At 67.6% G+C, this 17464-nt stretch carries 14 protein-coding genes; 13 read left to right on the top strand and 1 reads right to left on the bottom strand.

Annotation, left to right across the window (positions count from 1 at the left end; all coding sequences use genetic code 11):
* Window positions 1-60 precede the first annotated feature (60 nt).
* The 4 genes from eccCb (at window position 61) to E0T84_RS05640 (ending at window position 5651) form a co-directional block, all read left to right on the top strand.
* The gene (eccCb, locus tag E0T84_RS05625) at window positions 61-3789 is read left to right on the top strand and encodes a type VII secretion protein EccCb (protein ID WP_138744033.1); all 3729 of its coding nucleotides are present in this window, start codon (window positions 61-63) and stop codon (window positions 3787-3789) included.
* Window positions 3786-4940 carry a type VII secretion-associated protein gene (locus tag E0T84_RS05630; RefSeq protein WP_138744001.1) on the top strand — a complete coding sequence of 385 codons (1155 nt, stop codon included), beginning with the start codon at window positions 3786-3788 and terminating at the stop codon, window positions 4938-4940. Before eccCb ends, E0T84_RS05630 begins: the two co-directional genes overlap by 4 nt.
* 78 nt (window positions 4941-5018) lie before the next feature.
* Window positions 5019-5342: a WXG100 family type VII secretion target gene (locus E0T84_RS05635; RefSeq protein WP_070187094.1), complete on the top strand. Its 324-nt coding sequence runs from the start codon at window positions 5019-5021 to the stop codon at window positions 5340-5342.
* 12 nt (window positions 5343-5354) lie between these two features.
* Window positions 5355-5651, top strand: coding sequence for a WXG100 family type VII secretion target (locus tag E0T84_RS05640; RefSeq protein WP_070187095.1), 297 nt, complete (start codon window positions 5355-5357; stop codon window positions 5649-5651).
* Between the two features lie 67 nt (window positions 5652-5718).
* Here the strand turns inward: E0T84_RS05640 and E0T84_RS05645 are convergent, their stop codons facing one another.
* Window positions 5719-7125, bottom strand: coding sequence for a DEAD/DEAH box helicase (locus E0T84_RS05645; RefSeq protein WP_070187096.1), 1407 nt, complete (start codon window positions 7123-7125; stop codon window positions 5719-5721).
* Between the two features lie 244 nt (window positions 7126-7369).
* On the opposite strand from E0T84_RS05645, the gene E0T84_RS05650 reads away from it, so the two are divergent.
* The 9 genes from E0T84_RS05650 (at window position 7370) to E0T84_RS05690 (ending at window position 17452) form a co-directional block, all read left to right on the top strand.
* Entirely contained in the window at window positions 7370-8674 is a 1305-nt protein-coding gene (locus E0T84_RS05650) for a GAF domain-containing protein (RefSeq protein WP_110765048.1), read from the top strand.
* 116 nt (window positions 8675-8790) lie between these two features.
* Entirely contained in the window at window positions 8791-10314 is a 1524-nt protein-coding gene (gene adh / locus E0T84_RS05655) for an aldehyde dehydrogenase (RefSeq protein WP_070187129.1), read from the top strand.
* A 379-nt stretch (window positions 10315-10693) separates the two neighbouring features.
* Window positions 10694-12109, top strand: coding sequence for an ethanolamine permease (gene eat, locus E0T84_RS05660; RefSeq protein ID WP_070187097.1), 1416 nt, complete (start codon window positions 10694-10696; stop codon window positions 12107-12109).
* Window positions 12106-13521: an ethanolamine ammonia-lyase subunit EutB gene (locus E0T84_RS05665; RefSeq protein ID WP_070187098.1), complete on the top strand. Its 1416-nt coding sequence runs from the start codon at window positions 12106-12108 to the stop codon at window positions 13519-13521. The genes eat and E0T84_RS05665 overlap by 4 nt, the downstream gene beginning before the upstream one ends.
* The gene (gene eutC / locus E0T84_RS05670; protein ID WP_070187099.1) at window positions 13518-14291 is read left to right on the top strand and encodes an ethanolamine ammonia-lyase subunit EutC; all 774 of its coding nucleotides are present in this window, start codon (window positions 13518-13520) and stop codon (window positions 14289-14291) included. Before E0T84_RS05665 ends, eutC begins: the two co-directional genes overlap by 4 nt.
* Before the next feature lie 11 nt (window positions 14292-14302).
* Window positions 14303-15589 carry an HAD family phosphatase gene (locus E0T84_RS05675; protein WP_070187100.1) on the top strand — a complete coding sequence of 429 codons (1287 nt, stop codon included), beginning with the start codon at window positions 14303-14305 and terminating at the stop codon, window positions 15587-15589.
* A gap of 190 nt (window positions 15590-15779) precedes the next feature.
* The gene (gene rplM / locus E0T84_RS05680) at window positions 15780-16223 is read left to right on the top strand and encodes a 50S ribosomal protein L13 (protein WP_070187101.1); all 444 of its coding nucleotides are present in this window, start codon (window positions 15780-15782) and stop codon (window positions 16221-16223) included.
* Between the two features lie 47 nt (window positions 16224-16270).
* Entirely contained in the window at window positions 16271-16708 is a 438-nt protein-coding gene (gene rpsI / locus E0T84_RS05685; protein WP_110765051.1) for a 30S ribosomal protein S9, read from the top strand.
* Window positions 16709-17038: 330 nt separating this feature from the next.
* Entirely contained in the window at window positions 17039-17452 is a 414-nt protein-coding gene (locus E0T84_RS05690) for a hypothetical protein (protein ID WP_239251639.1), read from the top strand.
* Window positions 17453-17464: the final 12 nt, after the last annotated feature.

Here is a 17464-nt window from a genome sequence, read left to right on the forward strand (position 1 = left end):
TGCACCAAAATTTCGGTCAGAAAAGGGAACCCGAAGGGTCCGGCGTGCGTCCAAATGTCGATGGGAACCAGCCACACAACGCACACCGCCCGCGGGCTCCCGGCGGTGGAGCCTTCGACCGCGGAGATGGTGATCGACGCGCCACCCGCGTTGCCGCTCCACACCCCGGCCGGCCCTCTGACCAGGTTGCTGCCGTTGGTTCTCGTGGTGGCGGTGGTCGGCATGATCGCGGTGTATGTCACGTCGGGGGCGGTTGCCACCCGCGGACCGGCGGCCACGATGTTCCCGATCATGATGGCGATGTCGGCGATCGGAACAGCGGCCTACAGTTTGAAGGGCAACGGTCGGGCCCAGCAGATACACCGGGACCGCTGCGAGTACCTGCGCTATCTCGATGGTATCGACGCCGTGACGGGTGAAGCGGGCCGCGCACAGTGGTCGAGCCTGCACGCGGCACATCCCGAGCCCGCACGACTCTGGGCCCTCGCCGGCAGTGAGGGAATGTGGACGCGCCGCCCCGGTGCCGCTGACTTCGGTGAGGTGCGGATCGGCGTGGGGGAGCGTCCGCTGTCCATGCGCTTGGTGGCCGGTGCTGCCGATTCGGGACGAGATGCGGATCCGGTCACGGTATCGGCTCTGGTCCAACTGATCCGGCGTCGGTCGACGGTGACCGATGCGCCGGTGACGCTCAAGCTGTGCGGGCTGAGTCATGTCACCGTCGGCGGTGCCGCCGACGCGGTCCGTGCCCTGCTACGCGCCATGATCTGTCAGCTGGTGACCGCACACAGCCCGCGGTACCTGCGCATCGCAGCCGTCGTCGACGGGTCCACCGCCGCCCATTGGGAATGGTTGAAATGGCTTGGCCACCATGTGATTACCGGCGGAAGCGGTCCGGCCGCGGCGCCCACGGTGCACACCGTGGTCATCGTCGACTCCGCCTCGGCCGGTGTGCCCGCTCCCGGTGCCGGTGTCACGCTGTTGGTCGCCGCGGGTCCAGGCGGCCCCGACACGAGCGGAGCCGATCTGCATCTGGAGCTGGATTCCGGTGTAGTGCTCTGCGACGGCGCCGCTGTGCAACCGGACCAGATGACCCACGAGCAGGCCGTCACATGTGCCCGCAGGCTCGCGCGCCATCGTTTCACCGACACGGCTGACGATTCCGCCTGGCCGGCGTTGATCGGGATCGAAGACCCGGGACGCATCGATCCGCGCAGTGTCTGGCTGTCATCGGATCCGCAGCGGTTCCTTCGGGTTCCGGTAGGCCGCTGTGCTGACGGCACGCCGCTGTATCTCGACCTGAAGGAAGCCGCACATGACGGCATGGGGCCGCACGGGCTGTGCGTCGGGGCCACCGGCTCAGGGAAGTCGGAGTTCCTGCGGACGTTGGTGTTGGGACTGATCACCACACATCCTCCCGAGGCGCTCAACCTTGTCCTCATCGACTTCAAAGGCGGGGCAACATTTCTCGGGTTGAACAAGGTGAATCACATCAGCGCGTTGATCACCAATCTGGCGCAGGAGGCGCCGCTGGTGAGCCGGATGGCCGACGCGCTGGCCGGGGAGATGACGCGCCGCCAAGAGCTGCTGCGGGCAGTTGGGAATCTGGCCAACATCGCCGAGTATCGGAGCCGGACTGATCTACCTGCGCTGCCGGCTCTGCTGATCGTGGTCGACGAGTTCTCCGAACTGCTACAGCAGCACCCGGACTTCGCCGAATTGTTCGTGGCGATCGGCAGGCTCGGTCGGTCGCTGGGCATCCATCTGCTGTTGGCCAGCCAGCGCCTTGACGAGGGCAGGCTGCGGGGGCTGGAGAGCCACCTGTCCTACCGGATCTGTCTCAAGACGTTCTCACCCGGCGAATCCCGTTCGGTGCTCGGGATTGCCGATGCGTACGAGTTGCCCGCAACGCCGGGAGCGGCCTATCTGAAGGCTCCATCCGGACAGATCGTCCAGTTTCAGACCGCGTTCGTCTCCGCGGAATGCCCGGTGCACAAGCTGCCTTCGCCGTCACCGCAGGGTCGGTTGCGGCCGCGACGCTTCACCGGGCTCGAGGCGGGGACCGATCCCCGGACTGCCGCACCGGCCACGACCACTGTGCTGCACCAGGTGGTCAACCGGTTGACCGGACACGGCACCCCGGCACACCGGGTGTGGCTGCCGCCGCTGCCGGGTGCCGTCCCACTCAGCGATGTGCTGTTGTCCGATCCCGAGCCGCTGACGGTCGCGCTCGGACTTGTCGACTGTCCATTCGAGCAGCGTCGGGACCGACTGATGCTCGCGTTGGGGGCCGCGCACGGCAACGTGGCCATCGTCGGAGGTCCACAGTCCGGGAAATCCACGGCGGCCAAGGCTTTGGTGGTGGCGCTGGCTGCCACACATCATCCCCGCGACGTGGCGATTTACTGCCTGGACTTCGGCGGGGGAGCGCTGAGCGCAGCGCAGGCGCTGCCGCATGTGGGGGCGGTGGCCGGGCGCGCTGACAGCGATCTGATCCGACGCACCGTGGCCGAGTTGCACACGCTGGTCAGCGCTCGCGAAGCGCGTTTCACCGCCTTCGGTGTCGGCTCCATGGCGGAGTACCGGGCACGTCGTCGCGATGGAGACATCGACGATCCCTTCGGAGATGTGTTCCTGGTCATCGACGGGTGGTCGACGTTTCGCGCCGCGTTCGAATCTCTGGAGCCGTCGATCACCGCGCTTGCGATACAGGGGCTTTCGCTCGGTGTCCATGTCGTGGTGACGGCGTCGCGGTGGGCTGAGTTCCGGCCGGCACTCAAGGACCAGCTGGGAACCCGCATCGAGTTGTGCCTCGGTGATCCGGCCGAATCCGAGATGGACCGAAAACGCGCCCGGCAGCTGGCCCACAGCGCACCAGGGCGTGGTCTGACCCGTGAGGGTCGCGAGTTCCTGATTGCGCTGCCACGGCTCGACGGCCAGCCGTGCGACACCGGGATCGGTACGGCCCTGGCACGCATCGGTGATGTGCTGCGCCTGCAGTACGGAGATGCCCGAGCGCCCGCGGTGCGGCTGCTGCCGTCGTACGTGTACCGGTCCGGGCTGCAGCCGGCGTCGCGGGTCCGGCCCGCGACCGAGGTGCTGCTGGGTCTGGGTGAACGCGAACTGGCCCCGGTGGTACTCGATTTCGCCGCTCAGCCGGATCTGGTGATCCTCGGTGACACCGGTTGCGGCAAGTCGACCGCATTGCGCACCCTGTGTCGCAATCTCGTCGATGCCAACGACCCGTCCGGCGTGCAACTGCTCATCGTGGACTTTCGGCGTGCGCTGTTGGGAGTTGTCGAATCGGGGCACCTGGCCGGGTATGCGCCTTCAGCCGGCGCCCTGGATGCCGTGCTGCCGAGAGTGCTTGAGACACTGCGCAGCCGGATGCCCGGTCCCGCGGTCACCCAGCAACAGCTTCGCGACCGCTCGTGGTGGTGTGGCCCGGAGCTCTACGTCGTGGTCGACGATTACGATCTGGTGGCCGCCGGCGCGACGAATCCGCTCTCGCCGCTGTTGCCCTACCTACCGCATGCCCGTGACCTCGGACTGCACCTGCTGCTGGCGAGGCGTTCCGGGGGTGCGGCGCGAGCAATGTTCGATCCGGTGCTGGCCAGCGTCAAAGACCTCGGCTGCATGGGCCTGATGATGAGCGCGAACCCAGATGACGGTGTGCTGCTGGGGGCGGCGCGCCCGGATCGGCTTCCGCCCGGGCGCGCAACGCTGATCACCCGTGCGGCACCCGATCAGCTGGTTCAGGTCGCGCTGTCCGACGGGGCGGATCCGTCGTGACAGGGGCGGTCGTCGAGGCGGGTCCGGTGACCGTGCGTGGGCCGGGTCCGCTGTCTGACCTTGCCGTGACGGCGGTAGCCGGCATCGACGACGAGCTCACCCTGGTCGGGGACCAGCCGGTGCCGGTTTCGCAGCTGTGGGTGGAGGTGCTCGAGACCGCGGCTGCGGGGAGAAGGAAGCTGACCCTCGTCTGCCCGACCTGGTGGAGCACCGAACGTTGTGACCGGGTGCGAACTGCTGCCGCGGTCTCGGGCGCCGAAGTTGTTGTGATGCCGCGGGTTCAGGCTGTGGGCAGCGCGTTGACCGGGGCGTCGTGGGCCGTGGTCGAGATCGCTGACGAGCTCGTGATGATCTCGAGCGCCGATGCCCGCAGCGATACCTTGGCCCGTCACGCCGAGGAGGATCTGGATCCGGAGGCGGTGGTACGCACCGTATTGGCACTCTCCGGGCCATCGGCTGAGGTCGCCGTCGATGCCCCTGCGGAGGTTGCCGGGGCGGTGGATCTGGGCAATGCGGTGATAGCCGGGCTGCGCCGTCGCGGCGTGTGTGTGACCCCGGTTGACGCCCGGATGTGGCGTGACACTTCCACAGCTCCGGACGTCCCGGCCGCCCGTCATCCGACAGAGGCGCGGGCACCGGCCGGCCGGGTCATGCTCGGTGCGGCAACGGTTTTGGCCGTGGTGTTGGGCGCAATCCCGTTCGCCGGGCCCGGCGGGTCCGCGGACGACATGGCGATGACGGTTCTCGTCGAGGGGCGGGTCGGTGTGCAGATCCCGTCGGGATGGACGGTGCACCGGGTCACCGATGGGCCGGGATCGGCACGGGTTCAGGTGGTTTCCCCGACCGACCCACAGGTGATGATTCACCTCACCCAATCCGGTATCGGCGACGGTGCGGTGGCCGACACGCTGCAGCGCGCATTCCAGGAGCAGCCATCTGGAGTCTTTTTCGACTTCGACCCGTCCGCGGTCGTCGCCGCGCGTCCTGTGGTCAGTTACCGGGAAGTCCGCGGCGGCAGAGAGATCCGCTGGGCGGTGTTCGCCGACGGTCCGGTGCGGATCGCGATCGGGTGCCAGAGCGCACCGGGACACACCGAAGCCGTGTGGCCGGCCTGCGAGGCGGCCACCCGCTCGGCGCGGGCGACATTCTGAAATCGGATGGAACCGAACTGGGCCGGCGTGCGTCGAATTGGTATATCCCGCAAGACAACATCGGAGGACTCACAGGACATGTCACCAGGACCAACGGGGCCGTTGGGCACCGACTTCGATGTAATGACCAGCGTGGCCGGCCGGATCGAGGGCCTCAACGACGACGTCCGGGCCATGCTGCAGACGTTCATCGGGAAGATGAGCAGCGTGCCGCCGTCGGTGTGGGGTGGCGTGGCCGCGGTGCGGTTCCGCGATGTGGTCGACCGCTGGAACGGCGAATCGCTGACGCTGCACACCTCACTGAGCCGGATCGCCGAGACCATCCGGACCAACGAGCGCACGTTGCGCGCCGCGGCCGATGCCCACGCGCAGCGCCTCGGCACCGTCGGCGACGGTATCTGATCGGAGCCCACGATGGACAACGTCTTGTCATACAACTTCGGTGAGATCGAATACTCGGTCCGCCAGGAGATCCACACCACCTCCGGCCGCTTCAACGCCGCACTCGACGAATTACGTGCGCAGATCGCACCTCTGCAGCAGGTGTGGACCCGTGAGGCGGCGCAGGCCTATGCCGTCGAACAGGCTCGCTGGAACCGGGCCGCGGCGGCGCTCAACGAAATCTTGTTCTCGCTCGGCAATGCGGTGCGTGACGGTGCCGACGAAGTGGCGGCCACCGACCGCAGCGCAGCCAACGCGTGGGGAGCGTGAGGGGGTCGGGAAGAACCTGTGCGGTCCCGGTCGGAGGAGAGGACGATCGGGACCGCACACTTGCGGTCTAGCGGCCCGAGCCGGAGTCGTTCGAACGGCGGGGACGGCGGTGGCCGCCGCGCTGTCCGCCGCCGCCGGACCCGGACCGGGCCGTCGGCGCACCGCCGCCGTTGCGGGAAGACCCGCCGGGACGGTTGCGCCGGGGCTGGCCGGACTTGCTGGGCTGGCCGGACTTGCCGCCGGTGCGCCGCGGCGCCGCAGCGGCCTGGGCAACCGGCTCGGGACGGATGGGGTCACCGAAAACCCGGTCGCCGGGGGCGATCTCACGTAGCACCGGATGGTCGGTGCCCTGCACCCGGGTGATGGTCGGCTTGACCCCGGCCTTGCGGGTCAGGCTGCGCACATCCGAAACCTGCGCATCGTGCATGAGCGTCACCACGGTGCCCTCGTTGCCGGCCCGGGCGGTCCGGCCGGACCGGTGCAGATACGCCTTGTGCTCGACGGGCGGATCGGCGTGCACGACCAGGCTGACGTCGTCGACATGGATGCCGCGGGCAGCGATGTCGGTGGCGACCAGCACCCCCGCCGAGCCGTCGGAGAACGCCGTCAGGTTGCGGGTGCGGGCATTCTGGGAAAGATTGCCGTGCAACTCAACTGCCGGGATGCCGCGTGAATTGAGTTGCCGGGTGAGATTTTTGGCACCGTACTTGGTGCGGGCAAAGACGATGGTGCGTCCCGGCGCGGCGGCCAGGTCGGCAACCACGCTGATCCGTGTCGAATTGTCCACGTGCAGCACGTGATGCACCATCGCGGCGACCGGGGACTGGGCGGAGTCCACGCTGTGTACCACCGGGTTGTGCAGGTAGCGGTCCACCAGGACATCCACCCCGGCATCGAGGGTGGCCGAGAACAGCAGGCGCTGGCAGTTTTTCGGGGTCCGGTCCAGCAGTCGCTTGACACCCGGCAGGAAGCCGAGGTCGGCCATGTGGTCGGCCTCGTCGAGCACGGTGATCTCGACCGAGGACAGGTCGGCGTGGCCGGACTTCACATGGTCCTCGAGACGGCCCGGGCAGGCGATCACGATGTCGACACCCTGCTTGAGCGCGGCGATCTGCGGGTTGGGGCCCACTCCGCCGAAAACGTTGATCGAGCGCAGTCCGGTGGCCTTGGCCAGCGGGGCCAGCGAGGCCTCGATCTGGGTGACCAGCTCGCGGGTGGGCGCCAGGATCAGCGCGCGGGGCCGCTTCGGTGCCCGGCCGGTGCCGCTCGTGGCGAGGCGGGCCACCAGCGGCAGCAGGAACGCATAGGTCTTGCCGGAACCGGTGCGGCCGCGGCCGAGGACATCACGGCCGGTCAGCGAGTCGGGCAGGGTGGCGGCCTGGATCGGGAACGGGCTGTGCACCCCGTTGGCGGCCAGCGCGGCCACGATGGGTGCGGGCAGGCCGAGGTCAGCAAAAGACGTCTGGGCAGACAAAAACAAACTCCGAAGAAAGTGGGCGGTTGTCCTGCCCGGCGCGGGTGAATCCCACGGCGCTGAAATGATGATCGAGATTGCGGCAGAGGCAGAACAGGCAAGCCGCGACGACCCCAACCATACCGGGTGGGGGTGGAATCCGGAGATTTCTGGCGGCTGACCTGCGGGTGGTTTCCATCACAGGTCAGGCCGGTCAACTATCCTGGCGGGTGAATGCCATACCCATGGCCCGACGCCGGGAGAGATGATCGCCGTGGCCGCATCGAGGAACGCGGGAGGCCGGATTTCGACCCGGGCACTGCCCGCGAAGGTGCGTGCCATCCACGACCTTTTCGTGGAAGGTCAGGTAGATGCCGATTCCCTGGATGCCACGCCGGTGCGCCGCGTCATCGTCGAGAGCTGGCAGCGCAGCCTGGCCACCGGCGTCGACCCTGATCTGGGCACCCGGGCGGCGGCGGCCGCCGCGGCACTGACCGAGCTGCGCAACACCCATCCGCTGGCCCCCACCCTGCCGCTGATCCGTCGCCTCCTGGTCGATGACGCCGTCGACTCCGGGGTGCTGGTGGCAATCACCGCAGCCGACGGCACCTTGCTCTGGGTCGAAGGTGACGCGGGCGCGCGGCGCAAGGCCGAGGCGATGAACTTCGTGCCGGGTTCCGACTGGAGCGAGCGGACTGCCGGGACCAACGCACCCGGCACCGCGCTGGCCCTGGATCGCGAATTGCAGATCCTCGGGTCCGAACACTTCTCCCGCACCGTGCACTCCTGGAGCTGCACCGCGGTGCCCGTACACGACCCGGCCACCGGGGTGCTGCTGGGCGCCATCGACCTGACCGGTGGTTCCAAGGTGGCGTCGCCGCAGACGTTGGCGCTGGTCAGAGCCACCGCGGCGGCGGTGGAGAACCAGCTGGCCCTGCTGCGGCTCACCGCGCCCGTCGCCCTCGTCGCGGAGGAAAGCGCGCGGCTGACGGTGCTGGGCGCCGACCGCCCGCGCTGGCGGGTGCCTGACGTCGCCGGCGGGGCCCAGGACAGTGTGCTGACCGGGCGCCACGCCGACATCCTGGTCCTGCTGATCCGCCACCCCGAGGGGCTCAGTGCCGATCACCTGGCGATGCTGCTGGACGACAAGGACCTCGATGTGGTGACGGTGCGGGCCGAGGTGTCGCGGTTGCGCCGGGTCATCGGCAGCACCTACATCGAGTCGCGGCCCTACCGCCTGATGGCGCCGGTCGCCAGCGACATGGGCGACGTGTTCGGCGCACTGCAGGCGGGCGATGTCGCGGCTGCCCTGGACGCGTATTCGGGGGCGTTGTTGCCGCAGTCGGTGTCACCGGCCATCGCGCGCTTGCGCACCGAGCTGAGCGCCAGTGTGCGCGAAGCGGTGCTGACCGGTGCTGACCTGGGTCTTTTGCGGCGGTGGCTGGCGTTGCCCGACGGCCGCGACGACCGACAGGGCTGGCGAATGTTGCACGACCATGCCCAGGCCGATCCGGTGGCCAGGGCACAGGCCCGCGGCCACCTGGCCGGCATCGACTCTGAGCTGGGCTAACCCGGCCGGCCGGCCGCCTGCAACGTCACTTTCGAACGGTGCAACTGTGCTGCAACCTACTGCTGACTACCTTTAGTGACGACCGACACATCTGGTGTCCGATGCAGGAGATTGCCATGACTGTTTATGCACGTCCGGGTGCCGAAGGCGCCCTGATGTCGTTCGAGGCCCGCTACGACAACTACATCGGTGGCGAGTGGGTGGCTCCCGCCGAGGGCCGCTACTTCGAGAACCCGACGCCGGTCACCGGCCAGGTGTTCTGCGAGGTGGCCCGCTCCACCGAGGCTGACGTCGAAAAGGCGCTGGACGCGGCCCACGCGGCCGCACCGGCCTGGGGTAAGACCTCGCCGGCCGAGCGGGCCGTCATCCTCAACAAGATCGCCGACCGGATCGAGGAGAACCTCGAATCCGTCGCGCTGGCCGAGTCGTGGGACAACGGCAAGCCGATCCGCGAGACGCTGAATGCCGACATTCCGCTGGCGGTCGATCACTTCCGGTATTTCGCCGGTGTGCTGCGCGCTCAGGAGGGCTCGCTCTCGCAGATCGACGAGGACACCGTCGCCTATCACTTCCACGAGCCACTCGGTGTCGTCGGCCAGATCATCCCCTGGAACTTCCCGATCCTGATGGCGGTGTGGAAGCTGGCCCCGGCACTGGCCGCCGGCAACGCCGTGGTCCTCAAACCTGCTGAGCAGACCCCGGTTTCGGTGCTCTACCTGATGTCGCTGATCGGTGACCTGCTGCCCGCCGGTGTGGTCAACGTGGTCAACGGGTTCGGTGTGGAGTGCGGCAAGCCGTTGGCCTCGAGCAACCGGATCGCCAAGATCGCCTTCACCGGTGAGACCACCACGGGCCGGCTGATCATGCAGTACGCCAGCCAGAACCTGATCCCGGTGACGCTCGAGTTGGGTGGCAAGAGCCCCAACATCTTCTTCTCCGATGTGCTGGCCGCCGCCGACGACTTCCAGGACAAGGCCCTGGAAGGGTTCACCATGTTCGCCCTGAACCAGGGTGAGGTGTGCACCTGCCCGTCGCGGTCGCTGATCCAGGCCGACATCTACGACGAGTTCCTCGAACTGGCCGCCATCCGCACCAAGGCCGTGCGGCAGGGGGACCCGCTGGACACCGAGACGATGATCGGTGCGCAGGCCTCCAACGATCAGCTGGAGAAGATCCTGTCCTACATCGAGATCGGGAAAACCGAAGGTGCTCAACTGATCACCGGTGGTGAACGGGCCGATCTCGGTGGCGATCTGGGCGGCGGCTTCTACGTGGCGCCGACGATCTTCACCGGGCACAACAAGATGCGGCTGTTCCAGGAGGAGATCTTCGGCCCCGTGGTGGCGGTGACCTCGTTCACCGATTACGACGACGCCATCTCGATCGCCAACGACACCCTCTACGGTCTGGGTGCCGGTGTGTGGAGCCGCAACGGCAACACCGCCTACCGCGCGGGCCGCGACATCAAGGCCGGGCGAGTGTGGACCAACTGCTACCACGCCTACCCCGCGCACGCGGCGTTCGGTGGCTACAAGCAGTCCGGCATCGGCCGGGAAAACCACAAGATGATGCTCGATCACTACCAGCAGACCAAGAACCTGCTGGTGAGCTACGCCAACAAGGCGCAGGGCTTCTTCTAGACCCCCGATCTGCCATCGAGTGTGGAGCTGTTGCGGCATCTGACCCGCACGCCCGCAACGGCTCCACACTCGCGGTACCTGTTGTGGAACAACTGAATACGGCAGAAGCCGTCGGCCATCCGACGGCGGCTTCGCTGTGTCCGCCGGTGTCTCGATCAACGTGGTGGAGCGAAATCCCTTGTGGCGCAGTCTATAGCCAAGGTGTCTTCGCTCGCTCGAACCAGTTTCCCGTTGGGGTGGACAGAGTGGTGGCGGAGGGTGATACTCATCTAGTCAAAGGTTGAGAAACCTACCTTTAACGTCGTGTCGACGGTTGACCGGTCAGGCTGCACGAAGCCGGGCCTACATGCGAACAGCTTTGTCAATGAAGGAGTTTGAAATGGCGGGTGTGGACGAACACCTGGAGAGTGCTGACTATCTGAACAAACGTCAGCTCAAATCCGGAAGCGCCGGATGGCTGCTGTTGGCCGGCCTCGGCGTGAGTTACGTGATCTCCGGCGATTTCTCGGGCTGGAACTTCGGCCTCGCCCACGGCGGCTTCGGCGGGCTGCTGATCGCGGTGGTGGTCATCGCCGCCATGTACTTCTGCATGGTGCTGGGCCTGGCCGAACTGTCCTCGGCGCTGCCCGCGGCCGGCGGCGGCTACACCTTCGCCCGCCGTGCCCTCGGGCCGTGGGGCGGTTTCGCCACCGGCACCGCGATCCTGATCGAATACTCGATCGCGCCCGCGGCCATCGCCACCTTCATCGGCGGCTATATCGAGTCGCTCGGCCTGTTCGGCATCCACAAGGGCTGGTGGATCTACCTGGCGGCCTTCGTCATCTTCATCGGCATCCACCTCGCCGGTGTCGGTGAGGCACTGCGGCTGATGTTCGTCATCACCGCCATCGCCCTGCTGGGTCTGGTCATCTTCGCCGTGAGCGCCATCGGAAGCTTCGACGTCGCCAACCTGACCGACATCGCCCCCGACGCCGCGGCCGCAGGCGCGAGCAGCTTCCTGCCCCACGGATACCTGGGCATCTGGGCTGCCATCCCGTTCGCCATCTGGTTCTTCCTGGCCGTCGAGGGTGTGCCGCTGGCCGCCGAGGAGACCGCCAACCCTGAGCGCAACGTGCCCCGCGGCATCATCGCCGCCATGACGGTCCTGATCATCACCTGCGTCGCAGTGCTGTTCCTGACCACGGGAGCCGGTGGCGCAGACGCGATGTCGACCGTCGACGATCCGCTGGTGCAGGCACTCGGCGGTAGCGGGTTTGCCGCCAAGGCGGTCAACTACATCGGTCTGTTCGGGCTGATCGCGAGCTTCTTCTCGATCATCTACGCCTACTCCCGGCAGACGTTCGCGCTGTCGCGGGCCGGCTACCTGCCCACCTCGCTGTCGGTGACCAACAAGCGCAAGGCCCCGACGCTCGCCTTGATCGTCCCGGGTGTCGTCGCGTTCCTGCTGTCGCTGACCGGACAAGGCGACCTGATCCTGAACATGGCGGTGTTCGGCGCGGCGTTGAGCTACGTGCTGATGATGGTCAGCCACATCACCCTGCGGGTGCGCGAGCCCAACATGCCGCGCCCGTACCGCACCCCGGGCGGCATCGTCACCACGGGCTTCGCCCTGGTCATCGCGGTCGTGGCGGTGATCGCGACCTTCGTGGTCAGCCCGGTGGCCGCGGGTCTCTGCCTGGCTGTGTTCTGCGCGTTCATGCTGTACTTCGCGTTCTACAGCCGCCACCGCCTGGTGGCCAACTCGCCCGACGAAGAGTTCGCGATGCTCGCGGAGGCGGAGAGTGACCTGAAATGAAGTACCACCAGCAGGTCTCGGGGGTGAACTACAGCTTCGACGGTCTGGTCGAGGTGATGGCCAAGGCCACCCCGCTGCGCTCCGGCGATCAACTCGCCGGCTGCGCGGCCGAGCACGACGGTGAGCGCGCTGCGGCCGCCTGGGTGCTCGCCGACCTGCCGTTGGAGGTCTTCCTCAACGAGGAGCTGGTGCCGTACGACACCGACGAGGTGACCCGGCTGATCATGGACAGCCATGACCGCCAAGCTTTTTCGGAGATCTCGCACCTGACCGTCGGCGGGTTGCGGGACTGGCTGATGGACACCGCGGCCCACGATCACAGCCCCGAGCGGCTGGCCGCCGTCTCCCCGGGGCTGACCCCGGAAATGGTTGCGGCGGTCAGCAAGATCATGCGCAACCAGGATCTGATCGCGGTGGCGGCCGCCGCGCAGGTGACCGCGGCGTTCCGGACCACCGTCGGCGCTCGCGGCACCCTGGCCACCCGGCTGCAGCCCAACCATCCCACCGACGACCCGCGCGGGATCGCGGCGGCGGTGCTGGACGGGCTGCTGCTGGGCTGTGGTGACGCGGTGATCGGGATCAACCCTGCCACCGACTCGCCTCAGGCCACCGCTGACCTGCTGTACCTGCTCGATTCGATCCGCACCCGCTACGACATCCCCGCCCAGTCCTGTGTGCTGTCGCATGTCACCACCACGATCGGGCTGGTCGAGGCCGGGGCGCCGGTGGACCTGATGTTCCAGTCCGTCGCGGGCACCGAGGGAGCCAACTCCGCATTCGGGGTGAACCTGCAGCTGCTGCGGGAGGGTAACGAAGCGGCGCGCAGCCTGCGCCGCGGCACTGTCGGCGACAACGTCATGTACCTGGAGACCGGGCAGGGCTCGGTGCTCAGCTCCGGTGCGCACCTCGGGGTCGGCGGCAAGCCGGTGGATCAGCAGACCCTGGAGGCCCGGGCCTACGCGGTGGCCCGCGACCTGCAGCCGCTGCTGGTCAACACGGTCGTGGGGTTCATCGGGCCGGAGTACCTCTACGACGGCAAGCAGATCATCCGGGCCGGTCTCGAAGACCACTTCTGCGGCAAGCTGCTCGGCCTGCCGATGGGGGTAGACGTCTGCTACACCAACCACGCCGAGGCCGACCAGAACGACATGGACAACCTGTTGACCTTGTTGGCCGCGGCGGGAGTGGCCTTCGTCATCACCGTGCCGGGCGCCGATGACGTCATGCTCGGCTATCAGAGCCTGTCGTTTCACGACGTGCTGACCACCCGGCGCACGCTCGGTCTGCGACCGGCCGCCGAGTTCGAGGAGTGGCTGCGCAGCGTCGGCATGGTCGACGACTCCGGCAAGCTCACCCCGTTCGACCTGGAGCGTTCGGTGCTGCGATCGCTGACCTCCGCGGAGCCGTCATGAGCGCGAACGAGGTTGCAGTTCAAGAGTTTTGGGATGAACTGCGCAAGACGACGCAGGCCAGGATCGGGCTGGGGCGGGCCGGCACCGCGCTGCCCACCCGCCGGGTGCTGGAACTGGCCGCGGCGCATGCTGCGGCACGCGACGCCGTGCACGTGCCGTTGGACACCGACCAACTGGTGACGGCTGTCCGTACCGTCGGCATCGGTGAGCCGGCGGTGGTCACCAGCCGCGCCGCCTCACGCGACGAGTATCTGCGGCGCCCGGATCTGGGCCGCGAACCCGCCGACGGCATGCAGGTGCCCGACACCCCGGCCGACATCGGCTTCGTGCTGGCCGACGGGCTGTCGCCGACCGCGCTGGACCACCACGGCGCCACGCTGCTGAAGGCACTGGTGGCCCAGTTACAGGACCGCTACTCCCTGGCGCCACCGGTGATCGCGACGCAGGCCCGGGTCGCGCTCGGGGATCACATAGCAGCCCAGGCCCACATGCGGACGGTGCTCGTGATCATCGGGGAGCGGCCCGGTCTGAGCGTCGCTGACAGCCTCGGCATCTACCTCACCCACTTGCCGATGCCCGGCCGCACCGACGCCGACCGCAACTGCATCTCCAACATCCATCCGCCCGACGGGCTCGGCTACGCCGAAGCAGCGCGGGTGGCAGCCGGATTGGTCGACGGGGCGCTGGCGCTGGGTCGCTCCGGCGTCGACCTGAAAGACACCTCCCGTACCTCGGCGCTCACCGATCCGACCATCGCCGAACTCACCTGACAGGAGCCCTGATGCCCGCACGCGCACCGCTGTCCCTTCTCGTCGCCGCGGTAACCGCGTTGACCATTTCCGGGTGCGGGACCGAGTCGCCGCAGCCGTCGGACACCTCCGAGAAGGCTTCGGCAACCCCGGCTGCCGGCTGCCGAACCCTGGCCGAGAACCCCGGCTGGTACGGCGACAACCGGGACCGCATCGACGCCATGCTCGCGGAGTTGGGCACCTGCGGGGCCGCCGGCTCGGCCACCGACGGCGCGCCGCTGGCGCTGTTCGACTGGGACAACACCGTGGTCAAGAACGACATCGGCGATGCCACGTTCTTCTGGATGGTGCGCAACGGCAAGCTGCGGGCGCCTGCCGGCGGTGACTGGTCCACCACCAGCCCCTATCTCACCCCGCAGGCGGCGGCCGCGCTGTCCAAGGCGTGCGCTGCGGCCGAGCCCGGCCGGCCGATGCCGACCGATACCGACCTGGGCTGCGCCGATGAACTGGTGTCGGTCTACACCGACGCAGAGACGCGGGCCGACGAGCCGGCGTTCGCCGGGTTCAACGCTCGCCGGTTCGAGCCGTCGTACGCGTGGGCGGCGCAGATGCTGGCCGGCTGGCCCGAATCGGAGCTGACGGGTTTCATCGAGGCGGCGCGCAAGGAGAATCTCGAAGCGCCCGAGGGCGCCGAGCAGAAGGTCGGCAGCGGTGACGAGACCGGCTGGGTGCGGTACTACCCGCAGATGCGCGATCTGGTGGAAACGTTGCGCGCCAACGGTTTCGACGTGCGCATCATCTCCGCGTCGGCGGAGCCGGTGGTGCGGGTGTGGGCGGCCGAGCTCGGTTTCACCCCGGACAAGGTGATGGGTGTGCGCACCGAGCGTGACGGCGATGTCCTGACGTCCAAGCTGGTGCCGTGCGGCGGCGAGACGGCCATCCCGTACATCGAGGGCAAGCGGTGCCGGGTCAACGAGGACGTCTTCGGCGTCACGGGGTCTGCTGCGTTCGAGCAGCAGTCCGAAGCCGAGCGCGCGGCGTTCGCCGCCGGGGACTCCGACACCGATGTCACGTTCCTGACCGACGCGACGGCGCTGCGCCTGGTGCTCAACCGCAACAAGACCGAGTTGATGTGCACGGCCTACGACAACGCCGACGGTCGCTGGCTGGTCAATCCGATGTTCATCGATCCGAAGAAGAAGCAGGATGAACCGTACGAGTGCGCGACCGAGGGCTACATCGAGCCCAGCGGTAAGGAAGGACCGCTGCACCGTGCCGATGGCAGTGTGGTGCCCGACCAGCAGGACTCGGTCTCGTAGGCCGACGCCAGGTGCTGACAAGGCCGACAAGCCGCGTTTTGACCTGCACGGACGCGCACCGGTAAGCTGCTCCGTTGGTGTGCGCTGCCTTTTGTGGGGCAAGCGGGTCCCGGGTCAACGTCGGTCGCCGGGATGCGGTAGCACACTCACCTGACCGGCACCCGAAACCCGAGAATAAGAGGTAAGCGCTGTGCCTACGTACACGCCGAAGGCGGGTGACACCACGCGCCAGTGGTACGTCATCGACGCCCAAGACGTGGTGCTCGGCCGGCTCGCCGTCGAAGCAGCGAAGCTGCTGCGCGGCAAGCACAAGCCGACATTCACGCCCAATGTCGATGGTGGCGATTTCGTCATCGTCATCAACGCCGAGAAGATCGCCGTCAGCGGCGACAAGCTCACCAAGAAGTTCGCTTACAGCCACTCGGGTTACCCGGGCGGTCTGCGCAAGCGCACCATCGGTCAGCTGCTGGAGAAGCACCCGACCCGCGTCGTCGAAAACGCGATCCTCGGCATGCTGCCCCACACCAAGCTCGGTCGGCAGATCCAGAAGAAGCTCAAGGTCTACGCCGGCCCGGATCATCCGCATGCCGCGCAGCAGCCGGTTCCGTACGAGATCAAGCAGGTGGCCCAGTGACCGAAACGATTGAGAACGGCAGTGAGAACACCGGGGTCGTCGAAGCCGTGACCGAGAGCGTCGAGGTGGAGCAGGAGCACCGCGAGCCGGTCATCATCGACCGTCCGATCCAGACCGTGGGCCGCCGCAAGGAAGCCGTGGTCCGGGTGCGTCTGGTTCCCGGCACCGGTCAGTTCAACCTGGACGGCCGCACCCTGGAGAACTACTTCCCGAACAAGGTGCACCAGCAGCTGATCAAGGCCCCGCTGGTGACCGTCGACCGCCTTGAGCAGTTCGACATCTTCGCCCACCTCGATGGTGGCGGCCCCTCGGGTCAGGCCGGCGCGCTGCGTCTGGCCATCGCCCGTGCGCTGATCCTGGTTCAGCCCGAGGATCGTCCGGCACTGAAGAAGGCCGGGTTCCTGACCCGCGACCCGCGTGCCATCGAGCGCAAGAAGTACGGCCTCAAGAAGGCCCGCAAGGCGCCTCAGTACAGCAAGCGCTGATCTGTCGCCGTTACGGCCGAACGAACCCGCCGGGTGTGTCGCGTACACACCCGGCGGGTTTGTTTTGGGCCCCGAAACTTGCATCGGTTTCTACGTCGGGGCTGTTCACGCTCGGTTTCGACGACCCTGCGGGAGAAACCGGCGCTTTCCTTCCCCAACTTTTCTGCGGATTCGAGGTTTGAGCTTCGCGATCGCGTGGAAGCCCACTGCCCGGAGAGGCGGGGCCGCTTTGTGTCAGCAGAGTTGTGCCCGCAGGACCTTCCTGCCACCGGTAGACGTCGTGTCGACGTCGGGGGGCCGGGTGCCGCTTTCTCATCGGAAGGAGTAATTGTGGGGAACTTCGTGAAGACGGCGACTGCGGGCGCGATGCTCGGCGGGTCGCTGCTGTTTACCGTCGGCCTGGGAATCGCCCATGCGGTGCCCGACACGGTCGGCGACGGCAAGGTGAATCTCACGCTCGGCAATGTCTCGGTCCTGGAGAACGTCGAGGACGCCGCGGCCGCCCAGATCGCGGCGGGGGTGTGCGAGAACACCGACACCGCATCGCTGACCACCGCCGTTCAAGGGGTCGACACGAACGGCACCGACCATGTGGTCTGCACCAACAACCTCGGGACCATCTCGTTCAGCCAGAACGGCCCCACGGAGCGGCCGGGTAGCGCCTCGCAGGGCATGACACCGCACAGCCCGGCTCCGACGATGACACCTGCCACGGAGGCGCCGGGAAGCGCTGACGGCAGCTAGCGATTTCTCACT

It is taken from the genome of Mycobacterium sp. DBP42 (assembly GCF_005924235.1).
Lineage (GTDB): Bacteria > Actinomycetota > Actinomycetes > Mycobacteriales > Mycobacteriaceae > Mycobacterium > Mycobacterium syngnathidarum.

Excerpts from the sequence above, each read along its gene's own strand:
- E0T84_RS05650 (WP_110765048.1), top strand. The coding sequence starts at position 7,370 with ATGATCGCCGTGGCCGCATCGAGGAACGCGGGAGGCCGGATTTCGACC.
- eccCb (WP_138744033.1), top strand. The coding sequence starts at position 61 with ATGGGAACCAGCCACACAACGCACACCGCCCGCGGGCTCCCGGCGGTG.
- E0T84_RS05640 (WP_070187095.1), top strand. The coding sequence starts at position 5,355 with ATGGACAACGTCTTGTCATACAACTTCGGTGAGATCGAATACTCGGTC.
- E0T84_RS05635 (WP_070187094.1), top strand. The coding sequence starts at position 5,019 with ATGTCACCAGGACCAACGGGGCCGTTGGGCACCGACTTCGATGTAATG.
- eat (WP_070187097.1), top strand. The coding sequence starts at position 10,694 with ATGGCGGGTGTGGACGAACACCTGGAGAGTGCTGACTATCTGAACAAA.
- E0T84_RS05665 (WP_070187098.1), top strand. The coding sequence starts at position 12,106 with ATGAAGTACCACCAGCAGGTCTCGGGGGTGAACTACAGCTTCGACGGT.
- eutC (WP_070187099.1), top strand. The coding sequence starts at position 13,518 with ATGAGCGCGAACGAGGTTGCAGTTCAAGAGTTTTGGGATGAACTGCGC.
- adh (WP_070187129.1), top strand. The coding sequence starts at position 8,791 with ATGACTGTTTATGCACGTCCGGGTGCCGAAGGCGCCCTGATGTCGTTC.
- E0T84_RS05675 (WP_070187100.1), top strand. The coding sequence starts at position 14,303 with ATGCCCGCACGCGCACCGCTGTCCCTTCTCGTCGCCGCGGTAACCGCG.